The following is an 18,219-nucleotide window of genomic DNA, read 5'->3' on the forward strand; positions in this document are numbered from 1 at the left end:
CAGGGGTCGAGTGCTAGCCGAACCGGGTTTCCGCGCGTCCCGCCCCGGTCAGCGGCGGCCGTCGACCCGATCGCCGGCATCGCCGAAGACCCAGCCGCTGGTCTGCCCGATGAAGTCGGCCGGGAAGCCCAGCTCGATCTCGGTGGTGGCGCTGAGGCGCCGGACCGCCTCGTCGGGAAGGTCGACGTCGAGCGCCCCGAGATTGTCGGTGAGCTGCTCGACGGAGCGTGCGCCGACGATCGGGTGCACGGCGCGTGAGCGGGCACGTACCCAGGCCAGGGCGACCTGCGACGGGGTGGCGCCGAGCTCGTCGGCGACCTCCTGGACGGCGCGGGCCGCCGCGTGGTCGCGCTCGGTGAGAGTGGCGGTGGACAGGCGAGCACTGTCGGCCGCCTCGCGCCGCGTGTACTTGCCGGAGAGGATGCCACCGGCGAGCGGGCTCCACGCCGCCACGGTCATCCCGCTCGCCTCGGCCATCGGCAGCAGCTCCCGCTCGGCGTCCCGGTTGAGCAGGCTGTAGGGCACCTGGAGCCCGGCGAACGGCGTCCACCCGCGCCACTCGGCCAGCACGTTGGCCCGCGACACCACCCAGGCGGGGGTGTCGGAGATGCCGACGTAGAGGATCTTGCCGGCGCGGACCGCGTCGTCGAGTGCCCGCATGGTCTCCTCGACCGGGGTGTGCCGGTCCCACAGGTGCACCCAGTACAGGTCGAGGTAGTCGGTACGCAGCCGCCGCAGGCTGGTCTCCAGGGACAGCACCAGGTTCTTGCGGTGGTTGCCGGCGGCATTGGGGTCACCGCCGTCGCGGGAGACGGTGTATTTCGTGGCCAGCACGAACCGGTCCCGGCGGCCGGTCAGCAGCTCGCCGAGGAACTCCTCGCTGGCGCCCGCGCGATAGTTGATCGCCGTGTCCACCACATTGCCGCCCGCGTCGGCGTACCGGTCGAGCATCCGGCGGCACTCGTCCAGCGGTGCGCCCACGCCACCCTGCTCGCCGAAGGTCATCGCTCCGAGGAACAGCTCGGACACGCGCAGGCCGGTGTTGCCCAGGAGTCGATACCGCATGGACCCAGACCCTAGCGTCCACTGTGCCCGTCAGAGGGCCCCGGCGATCCGGCTGTCGCCCCCGTGCGGCGAGCGAACCCACCGGCCGGACCGACGGGGTTCCCGGTCGGCCCGGCCGGCGAGCATCCCGGCTACAGGTACGGGCGGGTGATCAACTCGATCGCGTGACCCGCGGGATCCTTGAAGTAGACGCCGCGACCACCGTGCTCATTGTTGATCTCGCCGGGGCGGCGCATCTGCGGATCGGCCCAGTGCGTGATGCCGCGGTCACACAGCCGCCGATACGCCCGGTCGAACAGATCCTCGTCGACCAGGAAGGCGTAGTGCTGCATCTGGATCTCCACCGGCGGCTCGGCGAACTGAAGCAGTACGCCACCGTCGAGCTGGATGTTGGTGAACACGCCCCAGGACGGGGCTTCGGGAACTTCCAGCAGCTCCCGGAAGAATCGGGCCGACTCGTGGCGGTCCTTGGCGGCGATGATGGTGTGGTTGAACGTGACTGTCATTCGGCTGACCTCGCTGTTGTTCGGCACTGGACGGGACCTGTCGCGCGAAGGCGCGGGGAGGCCCGCGTGCCGGACCGCGGGGGTGCCTTTTCCGCACCCGCCCGGCGATCAGCCGTCCACCGGGTCGCCGATCCGTGCGTGGCGTGGCGCCGGTCCGGTGTTCACGGTCGACGACGCTACGCCATGTGATCAACTCCGGCAACGGCGCAGCGCCGACCCGGTCGCCGGGCATGAGAAGATCACCCATGCCCGTCACCAACCCCTGGCTCGCCGGTCCCTCCCCCACCGCCCGCCTCGACCGCGACCGCCTGCAGGAACGCATCCTCCACCTGCTCTCCACGCAGAACATGTGCGTGCTGGCCACCACCGGCCCGGACGGCCCGCTGGCCACCCCGGTGCGCTACTTCCACCTGGACCTCACCCTGATGTTCACGGCCGTCGCCGACTCGCCGAAGATGCGCAACCTCGCCGCCGACCCGCGCGTCTCGATCGGGATCTTCGCGCCCCTGGTCGGCCAGGCCAGCAGCCGCGGCGCGCAGGTCTTCGGCCGGGCCCGGGTGCTGCACCCCGGCGACCCGGACTTCGACCACCACTGGCCGGCGTACCGGTGGCAGTCCGACCACGTGGAACGGTCCCGGTCGCTGGACGAGCCCCCGGCCGGCCCGCTGGTCGTGGTGCCGGCGGAGCGGATCGTCTACACCGAGCACTGGCTGCGCCGCGAGGGCTACGCGCCCCGCCAGTTCTGGCGGGCCGCCGGCCCCGGCTGAGCCGCCGGCGGCGGGCGGCCGCCGCCCGTGCCGGATCTCCCGTTTCCGGTACGCCCCGCCACCGGATGGATCACAGTGGGGGGCGTGGTGGAGGAGGTGGCATGACGGGCCTGCGTACCGATCTGTACGAGCTGCGGATGGCGGCCAGCTACCTGCGCCGGGACATGACGGAGCACGCCACGTTCAGCCTCTTCGTCCGCCGGCTGCCGGACCGGCGCGGCTTCCTGGTCGCCGCCGGGCTGGCCGAGGCGCTGGCGTTCCTGGAGAGCTTCGCCTTCGACGACGCCGAGCTGAGCTACCTGCGCGACGTCGTCGGCTTCGACCAGCCGGCCCTCACGGCGCTGGCCGGGATGCGATTCACCGGGGACGTGTGGGCCGTGCCGGAGGGCCGGGTGGTGTTCGCCGACGAGCCGCTGCTGGAGGTCACCGCGCCGATCGCGGAGGCGCAACTGGTGGAGACCGGCGTGCTGAACCTGATCACGTTCCACACCACGGTGGCCACCAAGGCGGCCCGCTGCCGGCTCGCCGCCGCCGGCGCGCAGCTGGTCGACTTCGCGTTCCGCCGCACCCACGGCATCGAGGCCGGCGCGGGCGTGGCCCGGGCGTCGGCCATCGCCGGCTTCGCCGCGACCAGCGACGTCGAGGCCGCCATGCGGTACGGGCTCACCCCGTCCGGGACGATGGCCCACTCGTACGTGGAGGCGTTCCCCGACGAGCGGGCGGCGTTCCGTGCGTTCGCCGCCGACTTCCCCACGAACCCGATCTTCCTGGTCGACACCTACGACACGCCCGCCGGAGTCCGGGCCGCCGTCGACGTCGTCACCGAACTCGGGTTGACCGGCCCGCTCGGCGTACGGCTCGACTCCGGCGACCTCGCGGCACTGGCCCGGCAGACCCGGGCCATCCTCGACGACGCCGGGCTGCCGCAGGCCACGATCATCGCCAGCGGCAGCCTCGACGAGAACGTCATCGCGGAGCTCGTGGCGCAGGGCGCGCCGATCGACGGGTACGGCGTGGGCACCAGGATGGGCGTCTCGTACGACGCGCCGTCGCTGGACAGCGCCTACAAGTTGGTCGCCTACGGCGACCGGCCGGTGCTGAAGCTGTCCCCGGGCAAGGCCACGCTGCCCGCCGCCAAGCAGGTCTTCCGTGATCCGACCGGCGGGGCGGGAGATGTGGTGGGGTTGCGCGACGAGCCACCACCGGCTGGCCGGGAGCCGCTGTTGGTGCAGGTCATGCGCGGTGGCCGCCGGCTCGACCCGGTCGACCCCGCCGAGGCGGTTCGCGCCGCCCGTGGCCGCTTCGACGCCGACCTCGCCTGGCTGCCGGAGCCGGCCCGCCGGCTGGCCGACCCGACGCCGCTGACCGCGACGGTCAGCCCGGCGCTGGCGACACTGCACGAACGGGTGGCCCGGATACGCCCGGGATCGGGGCCGGAACCGGGCCGCGCCGGGGTGTGACGGTCAGGCGGGGCCCGCCTGGCGCAGCTCGACCTTGCGCACCTTGCCGCTGACCGTCATGGGGAAGGCGTCCATCACCCGTACCTGCCGCGGGATCTTGTAGTGCGCCAGCCGGTCCCGGCAGAACTCGGCGATCTCCGCCACGGTGAGCGTGTCGTGCCCGTCGCGCAGGATGACGCAGGCCAGGATCTCCTCGCCGTAGCGCTCGTCGGGGACGCCGACCACCTGCACGTCGGAGATCTTCGGGTGCCGGTAGAGGAACTCCTCGATCTCGCGCGGGTAGACGTTCTCCCCGCCCCGGATGATCATGTCCTTGATCCGGCCGACGATGGTCAGGTAGCCGTCGTCGCGCATCACCGCCAGGTCGCCGGTGTGCATCCAGCGTGCCGGGTCGATCGCCTCGGCCGTCTTCTCCGGCTCGTCCCAGTAGCCGAGCATCACCGAGTAGCCCCGGGTGCACAGCTCCCCCGGCTCGCCCCGCGGCACGGTCACCCCGGTCGCCGGGTCGACCACCTTCACCTCGACGTGCGGCAGCACCCGCCCCACCGTGGCGGTCCGCCGGTCCAGGTCGTCGTCGTGGCGGGTCTGGGTGGACACCGGCGACGTCTCGGTCATGCCGTAGCAGATCGCCACCTCGGCCATGTGCATCCCGTCGATGACCCGCTTCATCACCTCCACCGGGCACGGCGAGCCGGCCATGATGCCGGTACGCAGGCTGGACAGGTCGTGGTCGGCGAAGTCCGGCAGGGCCAGCTCGGCGATGAACATGGTCGGCACCCCGTACAGCGAGGTGGCCCGCTCGGCGGCGACCGCCCGCAGCGTCGCGGCCGGGTCGAACGTCGGCGCCGGGATGATCACGCACGCGCCGTGGCTGGTGGCCGCCAGGTTGCCCATCACCATGCCGAAGCAGTGGTAGAACGGCACCGGCAGGCAGATCCGGTCCCGCTCGGTGTAGCGGACCAGCTCGCCCACGAAGTAGCCGTTGTTCAGGATGTTGTGGTGCGACAGCGTCGCGCCCTTCGGGAACCCCGTGGTCCCCGACGTGTACTGGATGTTGATCGGGTCGTCGCAGCTCAGCTCCGCCGCCCGCGCGGCCAGCCGCTCGACGGGCACCGCCGCCCCGCCGGCCACCAGGTCGTCCCAGCTCGACTCGCCGACGAAGACCACCGTGCCCAGCGCCGGGCAGGCGTCGCGGACCTCGGAGACCATCCCCCGGTAGTCGCTGCTCCGGTAGCCGGGCGAGGAGACCAGCAGGCTCACCCCCGACTGGTTCAGCACGTACTCCAGCTCGTGCCGCCGGTAGGCGGGGTTGATGTTCACCATGATCGCGCCGATCGCGGCGGTGGCGTACTGCACGAGGACCCACTCCGCGCAGTTCGGCGCCCAGATGCCGACCCGGTCCCCCTTGGCCACCCCCGCCGCCAGCAGGCCGCGGGCCAGCTCACCCACCGCGCGGCCGAGTTCGGCGTACGTCCAGCGCCGGCCGCTCGGGCAGTCGACCAGGGCCTCCCGGTCCGGGTACGCCTCGACGGCGCGGGCCAGGTTGGCGCCGATGGTGTCGCCCAGCAGCGGCGCGTCGGAGATCCCGCTCGCGTAGGACGGCAGGCTCATCGGAAGTCCTCCTCGCGGTACTCGCCGGCCGGCCGCGCCTCCGCGTCACCGTGCTTGTCCCGCTCGGCGGCCCGCAGCTCGGTCCGGCGGATCTTGCCGGAGATGGTCTTCGGCAGGTCGGCGAACTCCAACCGCCGCACCCGCAGGTACGGGGCCAGCCGGTCCCGCGAGTGCGCGAACAGCGCCGCCGCGGTCTCCGGTCCCGGCGCCCAGCCGGGCGCGAGGACCACGTACGCCTTCGGCACGGCCAGCCGCACCGGGTCCGGCGACGGCACCACCGCCGCCTCGACCACCGCCTCGTGCTCCAGCAGCACGCTCTCCAGCTCGAACGGCGACACCCGGTAGTCCGACGCCTTGAACACGTCGTCGGTGCGCCCCACGTAGGTGAGGTAGCCGTCGGCGTCCCGGGAGGCGATGTCACCGGTGTGGTACCAGCCGTCGCGCATCGCGGTCGCGGTCAGCTCCTCGTCGCCGTGGTAGCCGACCATGAGCGCGGTCGGCCGGTGCGCCAGGTCCAGACAGACCTCCCCGTCGTCGCCCACCTCCCCGGTGACCGGGTCCACCAGGCGCACCACGTAGCCGGGCAGCGGACGCCCCATCGAGCCCGGCTTCACCGGCGCGCCGGGTGGGTTGCCGATCTGCGCGGTGGTCTCGGTCTGCCCGTACCCGTCCCGGACGGTGACCCCCCAGGCCGCCTGGACCTGCTCGATCACCTCGGGGTTCAGCGGCTCCCCCGCGCCGACCACGCTGCGCGGCGGGCGGGCGAGCCGGGTCAGGTCGGCCTGGATCAGCATCCGCCACACCGTCGGCGGCGCGCAGAAGCTGGTCACCCCGCACCGGTCCATCGCGGCCATCAGCCCGGCCGGGTCGAAGCGCGAGGAGTTGTAGACGAACACTGTGGCGCCGGCGTTCCACGGCGCGAACACGTTGCTCCACGCGTGCTTCGCCCAGCCCGGCGAGGAGATGTTCAGGTGCACGTCCCCGGGGCGCAGCCCGATCCAGTACATCGTGGACAGGTGGCCCACCGGGTACGAGGCGTGGGTGTGCTCCACCAGCTTCGGCCGGGCCGTGGTGCCGGAGGTGAAGTAGAGCAGCAGCGGGTCGCCGGCCCGGGTCGGCCCGTCCGGGGTGAACACGTCGTCGGCGCCGTAGGCGTCGGCGTAATCGTGCCAGCCGTCGACCGGGGCGCCGACCGCGATGCGGGTGTAGCCGCCGGCCACCTCGGCGAACTTGCCGGCGTGCTCCGACCCGACCACCACGTGCCGGGCCGCGCCGCGCGCCAGGCGGTCGGCCAGGTCCGCGGGGCCGAGCAGCGGCGTGGCCGGGATGATCACCGCGCGCAGCTTGATCGCGGCGAGGATGGTCTCCCAGAGTTCGAGCTGGTTGCCGAGCATGAGGATGAGCCGGTCCCCGGCGCGGACGCCACGGGCGCGCAGCCCGTTCGCCACCCGGTTCGAGCGGCGGGACAGCTCGGCGTACGACCAGCTTCCCTCGCCGCCGCCCGCCTCGACGATCCGCAGCGCGGTGTCGTCGTTGCCCTCGGCGAACACGTCGAACCAGTCCAGCGCCCAGTTGAACTCGTCCAGCCGGGGCCAGCGGAACTTCTCGTACGCGGTCTCGTGGTCCGTCCGGTGCGCGAGCAGAAAGTCGCGCGCCTCGCGGAAGGCCTGGGTGCTGGCGGTGGCCATGGGGGTGTCCTTCCGGTCCGGGGCGCGCGGCCGGGAGGGGGACGGCGCCGCGCGCAGTACGCTGATCCTCGACCGGGTGACGCACGTCTCACCACCCCCGGACGGGGGTGGCCGGCGGGAGGTGGCCAGGTGGTGACGCTCTACCCGCGCGACGACGCCGACGAGGTCCGGCGCGGCCTGCTGACCCTGCGCCGCCGCACCGGCCTGCCGGTCGCCTTCGGCGGGCTGGTCGCGCCGGGCGGCCCACCCCGGATGACGATCACCGAGCTGACCGGCACCAGCACGGCCGCGCTGCGCGGCCTCGCCATCCAGGCGGGCGCCGGCCTCGGCGGCAAGGCGCTCGCCCTCGGCCTGCCGCTGCGGGTCGACGACTACCCGGCGGCCCGCTCGATCAGCCACGAGTACGACGCCCCGGTCTCCGCCGAGGGGCTGCGCTCGGTGCTCGCCGTGCCGGTGGTGGTGCGCCGCGAGGTCCGCGCGGTCCTCTACGGCGCCGTACGCCAGCGCCTGCCCCTCGGCGACCGCCTGGTCGCCGCCGCCGTCGACGCCGGGCGGGACCTGGAACGCCGGCTCGCCGACCGGGACGCCGCGCGGACGGCGCTGGCCGCCCTGCCGATGGTGCCGTCCCACCCGGACCCGAGCGGGCCGGAGTGGGAGCAGGTCCGCCAGGCGCACGCCGAGCTGCGCGGCCTGTTGACCCGGGTCGCCGATCCCGAGCTGCGCGACCGCCTCGACGCCGTCGCCGACCGGCTCGCCGGCGCGGCACGCCGCCCCGGGCCGCCGGCGGCCGTCGCCCTGTCACCCCGGGAGACCGACGTGCTGGCCTGCGTCGCCCTGGGCTGCACGAACGCGGACGTGGCGGGGCAGCTCGGGCTGCGTCCCGAGACGGTGAAGAGCTACCTGCGCTCGGCCATGCGCAAGCTCGGCGCGCACACCCGGCTGGAGGTCGTGGTGGCCGCCCGCCGCGCCGGCCTCCTCCCCTAGCCACCCTCCAGGATCCACTTCCGCTCGCCGAGGCGGCCTGCGCCTTGTCCATCGCCGCTTCGCCCGGCTCTCCCGGGTTGGCCAGGCCCGTCACCCCGGTGCCGGCACCGACATCGGGCCAAACAAATAGCTCCAGGCGGTAAACCGTAGGCGCGCCGGAGGCAACTTACGGATGACGACAAGCGCGCAGGCCTGCGAAAAGTCGGCAGATATCCACGAAGAGCGGAGAGACGCGTGTCTCCTACAATCTCCATTGCCGGATTTCGACGGACTCGCCTGGTTGCCGCAGTTCTCGCCTGCGCGCTGGCTGGCACCGCCGGTGCCGTCATCGCAGGACACGAACCGGCCGCCAACGCCAGCGAACAGAAGAACGGCGGCAAGCGCCACCGAGTGGTGACGTCGTCGGACGCCCCGGCGGCGATAGGTCCGTACTCCCAGGCCATAGCTGTGGGAGACACCCTGTACCTGTCCGGCCAGCTTCCCATCGACCCCGTCACGAACAAGCTCCTCGCCGGTGCGTCCATCGAGGACCAGACGCGCCAGGTCCTGAGGAATCTCGATGCCGTGCTGCGGGCCGGCGGCATGACGCTGGACAACATCGTCAGCACCACGGTCTATGTCGCGGACCTCAACGAGTTCGCACGCTTCAACACCGCGTACGCCGAGTTCTTCGGCAGTAAGCCGCCGGCCCGGGCCACCGTTCAGGTGGCCCGGGTGCCGCAGGACGCCAAGGTCGAGATCTCCGCAATCGCGGTGCGTTGACTTCACCGAGAAGGGGGACACTGCTGTGCTGAACACCAAGGCCCCAGTCCCTGGGGACACGCCGTCCAAGGGCGTTTCGCGTCGAGGCATTCTCCAATTCATGGGCGCCGGCGCGGGCGCCGTCGTCGCGGGTGCGGCCGGGCTGAATTTCGCCGCCGCCTCTCCCGCGGCGGCAGCCCCGCTGGCCGCTGCCGGGTCGTCGTCGTTGCCGCTCGCGAACGACGCGAACTTCTGGCGCCAGGTCGAGAAGCTGTTCACCCTCGACAAGAAGGTCCTCTTCATGAACGTGGGGACCGTCGGCTCCCCACCCCGCGAAGTCCTTGACGCCTTGGACAAGACGAATCGGGACGTCGCCCGTGACGCTCTTTCCGCCTACAGCGACTTCGCCGACGTCCGGGCCGTCGCGGCTCGTGGGTACGGCTGCGACGTGGACGAGCTCGTGATCTCGCACAACACCAGTGACGGCATGTCGAAGATCATCGCCGGGCTGAATCTGCGCGCGGGTGACGAGATCCTGACGACCAATCACGAGCACGGGGGTGGTCTCGTCCCGATGGCCCTGGCCCGGGATCGGCACGGCGTCGTCATCCGGAAGGTGGCCCTGCCCGTGGGCAACGACCAGCGGGCCGAGGACTATATGGAGCTGTTCCGGCGGGCGATCACTGCCCGGACCAAGGTCCTGCTGTTCTCCGCCCCGACGTACAAGACCGGGACGATGCTGCCGATCCGGATGCTGGCCAAGTTGGCGCAGGAACACGGACTGATCAGCGTTGTGGACGGGGCGCACATCCCCGGGATGATGAACTACAGCTTCCACGAGCTCGGCGTGGACTTCCTTGCCGGCTCCGCGGCCAAGTGGCAGTGCGGTCCGGGAGGGACCGGCGTGCTGTACATCCGCAACAAGGTCCTGTCCCAGATCAACCCGAACCCCCTGCCCGAGTTCTGGCCGGTTGTCTCCAGCAGTTATCCGCAGGAGGGCGGCGTACCGCCCCGCTCGTCGACCGACACGGCGAGCTACAACATCGGCAGCTACCTCCAGTCTGTCGGCAACGGCAGCATTGCCTTGAACGAAGGAGTCAGGACCGTCTGCGGGGTGTGGGACCGCATCGGACGGCAGCGCATCGAGGACCACGTCGTCGGCCTGTCGTCGTACCTCAAGGAGCTCGTCGTGGAGCGGTGGGGGGTGCAGTCGTTGTACTCCCCGAAGGACGACTCTCGCCTGGTCTGCGCCCTGACCTCGTTCAACCCGTTCCGCAATCGGACCGACGTGCTCAACGCGGAGAAGTCGGCCGCGTTCGTCACGCGGATGCACGACGAGTACGGGATCACCATCCGTAACAGTGATTTCCCCGTCATCGGCTCGGCCCAGCCGCATCGTCCCGTCCGCATCTCCACCCACCTGTTCCACCAGACACAGGACGTTGACCGGCTGGTCGACGCGGCCTGGAAACTGTCCGGCAAGATGGCCTGACACCGGCCACGAAGCGAGGGCGAGCGTCCGCTGGGTCAGCGGGCGCTCGCCCTGGCGCGCGCTCCCGGCCCACGACGGGCTGCCCGGTGATGGGCCAAGGTCAGGGAATGATCACGACGGTGTCAAGCCGGACCTCGTTCCCAGGGTCCACCGGCTTGTCGTACGGTGTCGGCGTCGTGTGATGGTGATTGCTGAGGGCCCAGAGCCCGACCACGTCAGCCAGGCCGACCAGCAGCAACGCCAGGATGACGCTGAACAATCGCCGGCGCCGCTCCCGCCGCTGCCACTCACCGCGGGCGTTGGCATATGCGTCCGGGGAGGTGACGGCCGTGGTCGCCAGAACCTGGAGGGTGTCCCGCAGCCGCGTCTCGGTCTCGTCGATGGTCATCGGGGCGCGCCCATGTGCGCGGCCAGGGCGGTCATGCCCCGGAAGATGTGTGACTTCACCGCCCCAACGCTGATCCCCATGGAACCAGCGATGTCCGCTTCCTTCAGGTCCAGCCAGTAGCGCAGCACCAGCGCCTCGCGCTGGCGCACGGGCAGTTGCCGTAGCGCCACCACCACCGCCCGCTGATCTTCTCTGAGCAGCACGGACGATTCCGCCGAGTCCACGACGCCGGCCCGGCCGGGGGGCATCTCGTCCCCGACATGGCTGCGACGCACCTGCAGATGCCGGATGTGCATGCGGGTCAGATTACAGACTATCGATCTGAGGTACTGCGGTGCCGCCGCCGGATCACGCAGCCGGTACCAGCGCCGATGTAGCTCGCAGAACGCTTCGGAGACCAGATCCTCGGCGTCGTGGTCGGCCCCGAGCAGGAAGGCAAGGCGGACAAGTTGGGCGTGCAGTCCGTCGAAAAGGGCGACCATGGCGGCTTCGCGTTCCACATCGCGGAGATCAAGGCCGGGGCCCTCCGCCAGCGAGCCGTCGGGGCCGGAGCCGACGATCTCGGATTGCGCATCCTGGTTACGACGATCCAAGGTGCCGTGGCGCTGCGTCCGGTCGAGGTTCATGACGGCACCGAGCGCGAGACGGTGGCCGGCTGCCTCTGCGTATTTCGTCGGTCCACCGTCCGATCGAGCCCCCGGCCGGGCCCCCATCGGCGCAGCAGCAACTCGGCCACGACGACGACCGCGAGGTTGACCGCGAGCCCGAGCAGCCCCGCGTACAGCTGCGTGTGGACCGGCCCGAGGGACACCAGCACCGTCGGCGAGAAGCCGCCGTGGGCGACCATCGCGGTGCCCGCGATCATCCCGACGAACCAGCCGGCCAGCAGAGCGAAGCGATGCGGTGCCCGGCGTGCGAGGCCGAGGACGAGAGCGGGCAACGTCTGCAGGACCCACACCGCGCCCAGCAGGTGAAGGTTGATGGCGTTCTGATCGTGCAGGCCCATGGCAAAGCCCAGGGCGCCAAGCTTCACGAGCAGCGACACCACCCGGGCCACCTTGGTCTCCTGCTCGGCGGTGGCAGTCGGGTTGAGGTACTCCACATAAACATTGCGGGCGAACAGGGCCGAAGCCCCGATCGACATGACAGCGGCCGGTACCAGCGCCGCCACCACCAGCGCGCCCAGCACGGCCCCGGCGAGCCATGCTGGTGCCACCTCGTGCACCAGCATCGGTACGGCAAGGTCGGCCCGGCCCGGAGGGGGCACGAGGTTCGAGGCCAGCGCGGCCACGCCGAACACGGCGAAAAGCCCGAGCAGGCCGGTCCAGCCGAGCAGCGTCACCGTCGACCGTCGAACGACGTCGTCGGTGCGGGCCGAGAAGGCGACCATCAGCACGTGCGGAAACGCGAACAGCGCCAGAGCTGACCCCAGTGCCAACGACACGTACGCGGGCCCCAGCGCCGGATCCAGCACGACGCTCAATCGGCTGTCCCGCGCGGTGATTGTCTGCTCCGCCGCGTCGAACAGCTCGCCCGGTGAACCGATCCGGGTCCACACGAGCGCCGCGATCGACACCGCGGACGCCGTGACCAGGATCGCCTTGGCGATGGAGACGGCACTGGGCGCGCGCAGCCCGTGCCGGTAGGTTGACACGGCAAGTACCGCGAACACGACGGTGAGCACCAGGTCTCCCACCACACCGTCGGACTCGACCCCGAGCACGCTGAGCACCGCCCGTATGCCCAGTAACTGCAGGGCGATGTACGGCATGGTCGCCAGAATCCCGGTGATCGCCACCGCAAGCGCCAAGCCAGGGCTGCCGAACCTGCCGCGGATGAAATCGGCGCCCGTCACGTAGCCGTGGGTGCGCGCGGTGGCGGCCAGTCGTGGCAGGACCATGAAGGCGAACACGTACACCACGACCGTGTACGTCAGAGCGTAGAAGCCGACACCGCCGGAGCCGAACACCAGCCCGGGAACGGCCAGGAACGTGTACGCGGTGTAGATCGTGCCGCCCAGAACGCACCACGTCATCAGATGCCCGTGGCTGCGGTCGGCCAGGGCCCAGCCGGCCAGGTCGCGCCCGGCGAGCGAGCGGCGACCGCGGCCACGGAAGGCCACGAGGGCGACCACGGACGCCGACAGGACGACGACGGCGGCAACCGCCGCTGTCACGTCCGCTTCCCATGTTCGGTGTGACTGCGGACCGCGAACTCTGCCATGTGCTGGTTCCTCCCGTGCGGCTGGCGGGGTCCACATCCGTTGCGGGTAAACCTTTCGGGTTCGGACCGCAACTGAGGTGGTGAGGGAACCAGCAGGTAGGAACGCAGGAGAGCAAGAGAAGTTGATCGGGAGTTAACCACTCCGAAACATGTGAATCAAGGGTCGAGGTGAAGGGGAGGCGCGTATGGACTCAGGTGAGGAAGGCGGCGTCGTGGCGCCAACTGCACGGCCCGCCCGCGCCTGGGCGTGGGTACAGGCGATCGCCCTGGCGCTGCCCGTCCTGGGCGCGGTGGCCACGCCGGTGATCGCCCGCGCCGAACCGCGACTCTTCGGTGTGCCCTTCTTCCACTGGTACCAGCTCGCCTGGGTCCCCTTGACGGCGGCCTGCCTGGCCTGCGCCTACCTGGCCCGCCGTCGTACCGGGCGCCCGGATCCGCACTGACTACGGCCACCGCGCCGGCCAGCCCGCACACCCCGCACAACGCACCGATCCCCTCCCGCAGACACGAACAGGAGCAGAATGTGCCGGCGAATCCGAGAGCCAGAGCCAAGGACAGCAGCCCGTGGAACTGGCTGTTGTTCGTTCCGATCGTGGTGCCGCTGATCACACCCTTGTTCAACGGGGACTCGCCGCGGCTGTGGGGTTTTCCCACCTTCTACTGGCTGCAGCTGGCCTTCATCATCCTCGGCGTCTCCACCACGACGATGGTCTACCAGATGACGAAGCGGCGGGGGTGAGCGGCGATGTGGCGGGACAACCTCACTGAAATCATCGTCTTCACCGTCCTCTTCCTGCTGGTCAGTGCCATGGGTTTCGTGGCGGCCCGGTGGCGGGCGCCGCGCGACATGGCACATCTCGACGAGTGGGGCCTGGGCGGGCGCAGCTTCGGCGGCTGGATCACCTGGTTCCTGGTCGGCGGTGACCTCTACACGGCGTACACGTTCGTGGCGGTGCCGGCGCTGATCTTCGGGGCCGGGGCGGCGGGCTTCTTCGCCGTGCCGTACACGATCATCGTTTATCCCATCGTCTTCCTCGTGCTGGTCCGGCTCTGGTCGGTGTCGCACCGGCACGGCTTCGTCACTCCGGCCGACTTCGTTCGGACGCGGTTCGGCTCGCCGACGATGGCCCTGCTGGTGGCAATCACCGGCATCGCCGCCACGATGCCGTACATCGCGCTCCAACTGGTCGGGATCGAGGCGGTACTCAAGACGATGGGGGTGACCGGCGAGAGCACCATCGCCCGGCATCTGCCCATCATCATCGCGTTCGCCATCCTGGCGGCGTACACCTACCAGTCCGGGCTGCGCGCGCCGGCGCTGATCGCCTTCGTCAAGGACTCGCTGATCTACATCGTGATCCTGGTGGCGGTCGTCTACCTGCCGTACAAGCTGGGTGGCTGGGGAAAGATCTTCGATGCGGCGGACGCGAAGTTCCAGGCCTCACCCGCCCCGGGCGACGGGATCCTGCTCAACGCCAACAACCAGTGGCAGTACATCACCCTGGCACTGGGCTCGGCCCTGGCGCTGTTCCTCTATCCGCACAGCCTGACCGGCGTGCTGGCCAGCCGGAACCGTGACGTGATCAGGCGGAACATGTCCGCGCTGCCCGCGTACACCCTGCTGCTGGGGCTGATCGCACTGCTCGGCTACATGGCGATCGCGGCCGGGGTAACCCCGTTGCCAGGCGCCAAGGAGGGCTCGGTGGACAACAACACCGTCGTGCCGCTGCTGTTCGATCAGCAGTTCCCCGGGTGGTTCGCAGGGATCGCGTTCGCCGCGATCGGGATCGGCGCGCTGGTGCCGGCGGCGATCATGTCGATCGCGGCGGCGAACCTGTTCACCCGCAACATCTACAAGGAGTACCTGAAGCGGGACGCCAGCCCGGCGCAGGAGGCCAACGTCTCGAAGATCACCTCGCTGGTGGTGAAGGTCGGTGCGGTGGCCTGCATCGTCTTCCTCGACCCGCAGTTCTCCATCGACCTCCAGCTCATCGGCGGCGTGATCATCCTCCAGACGCTGCCGGCGGTGGCGCTGGGCCTCTACACCCGCTGGTTCCACCGGGGCGCGCTGATCGCCGGCTGGGTGGCCGGCATGGGGCTGGGCATGTGGATGCTCTACCAGATCGGGAACCCGACGACCGGGAAGAAGCACTTCGCCGGCTCGGCCTTCCCGCTGGAGAAGTTCGGCTTCGACACGCAGAAGACGATCTACGTCGGCTTTGTGGCCGTGCTGGTGAACGTGCTGGTCGCGGTCCTGGGCACGCTGATTCTGCGGGCCGCGAAGGTGACCGACGGCACCGACGGCACGACCGCCGACGACTACCACGCCGACGCGGGCGACAGCCGACTCCTCCCCGCAGCTCGTACCGAGACCGGCGCGGGCGCCGCCCCCGAACCGGTCGCCTGACCGGATAGCAGGCCCCCTCCCGACCGCCACCGCCGGCCGGGAGGGGGCATCACCCGGATCCGGGGCACGACGGTCATGCATCCAGGGGCAGCGCATCGACGTGCACCGCACAACGTCTGCGGCATCCTAGGAGGCTAGCTTCTCGGCGCGAGACGACTGGACACGCAGCCAGTTGGCTGCCTATCATCCATCAGGCAACCAACTGGCTGCGTTTCCGGAGGGTGGGACGCGTGGACGAGGTGTTCCGGGCACTGGCCGACGCCAGCCGCCGCCGGCTGCTCGACCGCCTCAACGTCCGCAACGGACAGAGCCTGCGCGACCTGAGCGCCGGGCTCGACATGACCCGACAGTCGGTGAGCAAGCACCTCGCGGTGCTGGAGGCGGCCGGCCTCGTCACCACCTCGCGACGCGGGCGGGAGAAGCTGCACCACCTCAACGCCGCCCCGATCAACGCCGTCGCCGACCGGTGGATCGGCCGGTACGACCGGGCCCGGGCACAGGCCCTCGCCGACCTGCAGACAGCATTGGAGGGGCAGCCGATGGCAGGCCCGACGTTCGTCTACACCACCTACATCCGCACCACACCGGAGCGGCTCTGGACGGCGCTCACCGCGCCCGAGTTCACCCGGCGCTACTGGGGCGGCATCACCCTGGTCTCCGACTGGCGGCCCGGCTCGCCCCTGCTGTGGCAGGACTCCCCCGGCAGCGAGCCGAAGGACTTCGGGCAGCGGGTGCTGGAGGCCGAACCCCACCGGCGGCTCGCGTACACCTGGCACGGATTCCAGCCCGAGCACGCCGCGCACTTCGGCTGGTCCGACGAGGAGTTGGCCGTCCGGCTCGGCGAACGCCGCTCGAAGGTCACCTTCGACCTCACCCCGCACGGCGAGACGGTGCGGCTGACGGTGACCCACGACGACTTCTCACCGGACAGCGAGATGCACCGGGCCGTCAGCGGCCAGCTCGACGGCAGCGGCGGCTGGCCGGAGCTGCTGGCCAGCCTCAAGAGCCTCCTGGAGACCGGCGAGCCCCTGCCGGAGCCGGTCCCGGCCGGCTGAACCCGACCGGCCCGTCCGACAGCCGGCGGGGTGTCCGCCGGGCCCGCTGGACCTCCCCTGCCGCACGTGGGACGGTCCGGTCGGGGCTGCCCACCCCCGTGGCGACAGCCCCGACCGGCACCGTCACCCGCGGGCCGTGCGCCGCAGCAGCGGGACGAGCACGGCGCCGGCCACCAGGTGCAGGGCGACCAGGGTCAGCGTCGCCCCCGTGCCCACTCCCCCGCCCACCGGGCCGAGCAGCGACAGCAGCAGCACCAGCGCCGCCGCGCCCGTCCAGACGGCCCGCGCCCGGGCGGTGAACCGCTCCAGCAGGGCCAGCAGCGCCCACCCCGCCAGGCCGGCGAGCAGGGTGCTGACGCCGACCGCCACGACGGTCACGGACTGCTCGGTCCCGCCGTTGCGGACCACCAGGTCCACCCCGGCCCCGGGGACGGCGGCGGCCCACACCGCCAGGGTCGCGGCGGGGGCGGCGAGCACCGCCAGGGCGCGGTCGCGGCGGCGCGCCGGACGGGTGGCGATGACGGCGGGGAGGGTCGTGGTGTCCATGGCGGTGTACCTCCATCGGCGGGAACGGTCACCAGGAACGCTAGGCCCGCGCCGGGGCCCCGCGGATCGCGCCGCGGACCGGTTCGCGCCTCCCTCCCGGGGACCAGATCCGGCCCGGATCTCCGTCTGGCGACCGATGATTCCGGGCGGGTGCGCCGCCTAGCATCCGGGTCGTGAACTGCCGGCCCCGCTCCCGTTTCCTGCCGCTGCTCGACGGCGGCATCGCCGCCGTGATGCTCGCCATCGCCCTGACCGTGCTGCTCGCCCCCGGCAACCCACCGGACTCGGCAGCCCGGACCACCGCCGCGGTCGGCCTCGCCGCCGCGCAGGCCAGCTGTCTGCTGTGGATCCGCCGGCGACCCGGATACGCGCTCGCGGTGGCCGCCCTCGCCGGCGTCGGGTTGGAGGTGCTCTGTCCCCCGCTCGGCTGGCTGGGCCTGGTCAACGTGCCGCTGGCGTACGTGGCCCGGCTGCGCCCGCCCCGGTTCTCGCTGGTCGCGCTGGGGCTGCTGCTCCTGCCGACGCCGTGGGAGCTGGTCACCGGGGGGTGGCGGGACCTGCTGTTCGCGGTGACCGCGCTGGGTCTCGGCTGGACCCTCGGCGAGTTGCAGCGCGGCCAGTTCCACCGCCGCCGCGACCGGGAGCGGGAGGCGCTCACCCGGGAGCGGGAGCGGATCTCCCGCGAGCTGCACGACGTGGTGGCCCACCACGTTGCGGTCATCGCCGTGCAGGCCGCCGCCGCCGAGGACGTCTTCGACGCGCACCCGGAGCGGGCCCGCGCCGCGCTCGGCGCGATCAACGCGGCGGCCCGGTCCGCGCTCACCGAGTTGCGGGCGATGCTGCACGCGCTGGCCGCCGACGGCGGCGCGGATCCGGACGGACCGCAGCCCGGCCTCGCGCAGCTCGACGCCCTCGCCGACGCCGTTCGGGTCGTGGGCTTGGAGGTGACGATGGACCGGGACACCGGCGCCGAGGAGCTGCCCGGCGGGGTGCAGCTGTCGGCGTACCGGATCGTGCAGGAGTCGCTGACCAACGCGTTGCGGCACAGCCACGCCACCCGGGCCGACGTGAGCGTCCGCTACGGCGACGGCGTGCTGAGCCTGGCGGTGGTCGACGACGGCACGGCGCCACCGCGCCGCCCCGGCGCGGGCGCCGGGCGCGGCATCGTCGGCATGCGGGAACGGGCCCGGCTGCTGGGCGGCACGCTGGAGGCCGGTCCGCTGCCCGCCGGCGGGTTCCGCGTGGCGGCCCGGCTGCCGGTGGGAGCGGGCCGGTGAGCGCGAGGA

Annotated in this window: 18 protein-coding genes; 10 read left to right on the plus strand and 8 right to left on the minus strand. The window is 71.6% G+C overall.

The window, feature by feature from the left end:
- Positions 1-48: 48 nt before the first annotated feature.
- Together ACZ6PY_RS15020 and ACZ6PY_RS15025 are read right to left on the minus strand one after the other, a co-directional pair.
- Complete coding sequence (locus ACZ6PY_RS15020) at positions 49-1,065, minus strand: aldo/keto reductase (protein WP_466072475.1); 1,017 nt, start codon at positions 1,063-1,065, stop codon at positions 49-51.
- Between the two features lie 131 nt (positions 1,066-1,196).
- The gene (locus ACZ6PY_RS15025) at positions 1,197-1,598 is read right to left on the minus strand and encodes a VOC family protein (protein ID WP_466072477.1); all 402 of its coding nucleotides are present in this window, start codon (positions 1,596-1,598) and stop codon (positions 1,197-1,199) included.
- A 218-nt stretch (positions 1,599-1,816) separates the two neighbouring features.
- Between ACZ6PY_RS15025 and ACZ6PY_RS15030 the strand changes: the two genes are divergently transcribed.
- Positions 1,817-2,338: a pyridoxamine 5'-phosphate oxidase family protein gene (locus ACZ6PY_RS15030; protein WP_466072478.1), complete on the plus strand. Its 522-nt coding sequence runs from the start codon at positions 1,817-1,819 to the stop codon at positions 2,336-2,338.
- 101 nt (positions 2,339-2,439) lie between these two features.
- Positions 2,440-3,798 (plus strand): nicotinate phosphoribosyltransferase, encoded by a 1,359-nt coding sequence (locus tag ACZ6PY_RS15035; RefSeq protein ID WP_466072480.1) that lies wholly within the window; start codon positions 2,440-2,442, stop codon positions 3,796-3,798.
- 3 nt (positions 3,799-3,801) lie between these two features.
- Here the strand turns inward: ACZ6PY_RS15035 and ACZ6PY_RS15040 are convergent, their stop codons facing one another.
- Complete coding sequence (locus tag ACZ6PY_RS15040) at positions 3,802-5,409, minus strand: AMP-binding protein (protein ID WP_466072481.1); 1,608 nt, start codon at positions 5,407-5,409, stop codon at positions 3,802-3,804.
- The gene (locus tag ACZ6PY_RS15045; RefSeq protein WP_466072483.1) at positions 5,406-7,097 is read right to left on the minus strand and encodes an AMP-binding protein; all 1,692 of its coding nucleotides are present in this window, start codon (positions 7,095-7,097) and stop codon (positions 5,406-5,408) included. Before ACZ6PY_RS15045 ends, ACZ6PY_RS15040 begins: the two co-directional genes overlap by 4 nt.
- A 129-nt stretch (positions 7,098-7,226) precedes the next feature.
- On the opposite strand from ACZ6PY_RS15045, the gene ACZ6PY_RS15050 reads away from it, so the two are divergent.
- The 3 genes from ACZ6PY_RS15050 (at position 7,227) to ACZ6PY_RS15060 (ending at position 10,314) form a co-directional block, all read left to right on the plus strand.
- Entirely contained in the window at positions 7,227-8,081 is an 855-nt protein-coding gene (locus ACZ6PY_RS15050; RefSeq protein ID WP_466072484.1) for a helix-turn-helix transcriptional regulator, read from the plus strand.
- Between the two features lie 234 nt (positions 8,082-8,315).
- A complete protein-coding gene (locus tag ACZ6PY_RS15055; protein WP_466072485.1) occupies positions 8,316-8,843 on the plus strand; it encodes a RidA family protein in 528 nt (175 codons plus the stop codon).
- A gap of 25 nt (positions 8,844-8,868) precedes the next feature.
- On the plus strand, positions 8,869-10,314 hold the full coding sequence (locus tag ACZ6PY_RS15060; protein ID WP_466072487.1) for an aminotransferase class V-fold PLP-dependent enzyme: 1,446 nt from the start codon (positions 8,869-8,871) through the stop codon (positions 10,312-10,314).
- Between the two features lie 100 nt (positions 10,315-10,414).
- On the opposite strand, the gene ACZ6PY_RS15065 is transcribed toward ACZ6PY_RS15060, so the two are convergent.
- The 3 genes from ACZ6PY_RS15065 to ACZ6PY_RS15075 are packed head-to-tail and all read right to left on the minus strand — an operon-like array spanning position 10,415 to position 12,878.
- A complete protein-coding gene (locus ACZ6PY_RS15065; protein ID WP_466072489.1) occupies positions 10,415-10,702 on the minus strand; it encodes a hypothetical protein in 288 nt (95 codons plus the stop codon).
- Positions 10,699-11,328, minus strand: coding sequence for an RNA polymerase sigma factor (locus tag ACZ6PY_RS15070; RefSeq protein WP_466072491.1), 630 nt, complete (start codon positions 11,326-11,328; stop codon positions 10,699-10,701). The genes ACZ6PY_RS15065 and ACZ6PY_RS15070 overlap by 4 nt, the downstream gene beginning before the upstream one ends.
- Positions 11,325-12,878, minus strand: coding sequence for a sodium:solute symporter family protein (locus ACZ6PY_RS15075; protein ID WP_466072493.1), 1,554 nt, complete (start codon positions 12,876-12,878; stop codon positions 11,325-11,327). The genes ACZ6PY_RS15070 and ACZ6PY_RS15075 overlap by 4 nt, the downstream gene beginning before the upstream one ends.
- 232 nt (positions 12,879-13,110) lie before the next feature.
- Here ACZ6PY_RS15075 and ACZ6PY_RS15080 point away from each other — a divergent pair, with 232 nt between their 5' ends.
- From ACZ6PY_RS15080 to ACZ6PY_RS15095, 4 genes are all read left to right on the plus strand, one after another.
- Entirely contained in the window at positions 13,111-13,368 is a 258-nt protein-coding gene (locus tag ACZ6PY_RS15080) for a DUF3311 domain-containing protein (protein WP_466072495.1), read from the plus strand.
- 80 nt (positions 13,369-13,448) lie between these two features.
- Positions 13,449-13,664, plus strand: a complete 216-nt coding sequence (locus ACZ6PY_RS15085; RefSeq protein WP_466072497.1) for a DUF3311 domain-containing protein — start codon at positions 13,449-13,451, stop codon at positions 13,662-13,664.
- A gap of 6 nt (positions 13,665-13,670) precedes the next feature.
- Positions 13,671-15,332, plus strand: a complete 1,662-nt coding sequence (gene mctP / locus ACZ6PY_RS15090) for a monocarboxylate uptake permease MctP (protein WP_466072498.1) — start codon at positions 13,671-13,673, stop codon at positions 15,330-15,332.
- A 230-nt stretch (positions 15,333-15,562) separates the two neighbouring features.
- A complete protein-coding gene (locus ACZ6PY_RS15095) occupies positions 15,563-16,387 on the plus strand; it encodes an ArsR/SmtB family transcription factor (protein WP_466072500.1) in 825 nt (274 codons plus the stop codon).
- Between the two features lie 123 nt (positions 16,388-16,510).
- Here ACZ6PY_RS15095 and ACZ6PY_RS15100 read toward each other — a convergent pair whose 3' ends face one another.
- Positions 16,511-16,933 (minus strand): DUF6069 family protein, encoded by a 423-nt coding sequence (locus tag ACZ6PY_RS15100; protein ID WP_466072501.1) that lies wholly within the window; start codon positions 16,931-16,933, stop codon positions 16,511-16,513.
- A gap of 173 nt (positions 16,934-17,106) precedes the next feature.
- Here ACZ6PY_RS15100 and ACZ6PY_RS15105 point away from each other — a divergent pair, with 173 nt between their 5' ends.
- Positions 17,107-18,210 (plus strand): sensor histidine kinase, encoded by a 1,104-nt coding sequence (locus tag ACZ6PY_RS15105; RefSeq protein ID WP_466072503.1) that lies wholly within the window; start codon positions 17,107-17,109, stop codon positions 18,208-18,210.
- The last annotated feature ends 9 nt before the right edge of the window (positions 18,211-18,219 follow it).

The sequence above is a fragment of the Micromonospora sp. NPDC048907 genome (assembly GCF_055586885.1).

Excerpts from the sequence above, each read along its gene's own strand:
- ACZ6PY_RS15020 (WP_466072475.1), bottom strand. The coding sequence starts at position 1,065 with ATGCGGTATCGACTCCTGGGCAACACCGGCCTGCGCGTGTCCGAGCTG.
- ACZ6PY_RS15030 (WP_466072478.1), top strand. The coding sequence starts at position 1,817 with ATGCCCGTCACCAACCCCTGGCTCGCCGGTCCCTCCCCCACCGCCCGC.
- ACZ6PY_RS15035 (WP_466072480.1), top strand. The coding sequence starts at position 2,440 with ATGACGGGCCTGCGTACCGATCTGTACGAGCTGCGGATGGCGGCCAGC.
- ACZ6PY_RS15040 (WP_466072481.1), bottom strand. The coding sequence starts at position 5,409 with ATGAGCCTGCCGTCCTACGCGAGCGGGATCTCCGACGCGCCGCTGCTG.
- ACZ6PY_RS15045 (WP_466072483.1), bottom strand. The coding sequence starts at position 7,097 with ATGGCCACCGCCAGCACCCAGGCCTTCCGCGAGGCGCGCGACTTTCTG.
- ACZ6PY_RS15065 (WP_466072489.1), bottom strand. The coding sequence starts at position 10,702 with ATGACCATCGACGAGACCGAGACGCGGCTGCGGGACACCCTCCAGGTT.
- ACZ6PY_RS15070 (WP_466072491.1), bottom strand. The coding sequence starts at position 11,328 with ATGAACCTCGACCGGACGCAGCGCCACGGCACCTTGGATCGTCGTAAC.
- ACZ6PY_RS15080 (WP_466072495.1), top strand. The coding sequence starts at position 13,111 with ATGGACTCAGGTGAGGAAGGCGGCGTCGTGGCGCCAACTGCACGGCCC.
- mctP (WP_466072498.1), top strand. The coding sequence starts at position 13,671 with ATGTGGCGGGACAACCTCACTGAAATCATCGTCTTCACCGTCCTCTTC.
- ACZ6PY_RS15100 (WP_466072501.1), bottom strand. The coding sequence starts at position 16,933 with ATGGACACCACGACCCTCCCCGCCGTCATCGCCACCCGTCCGGCGCGC.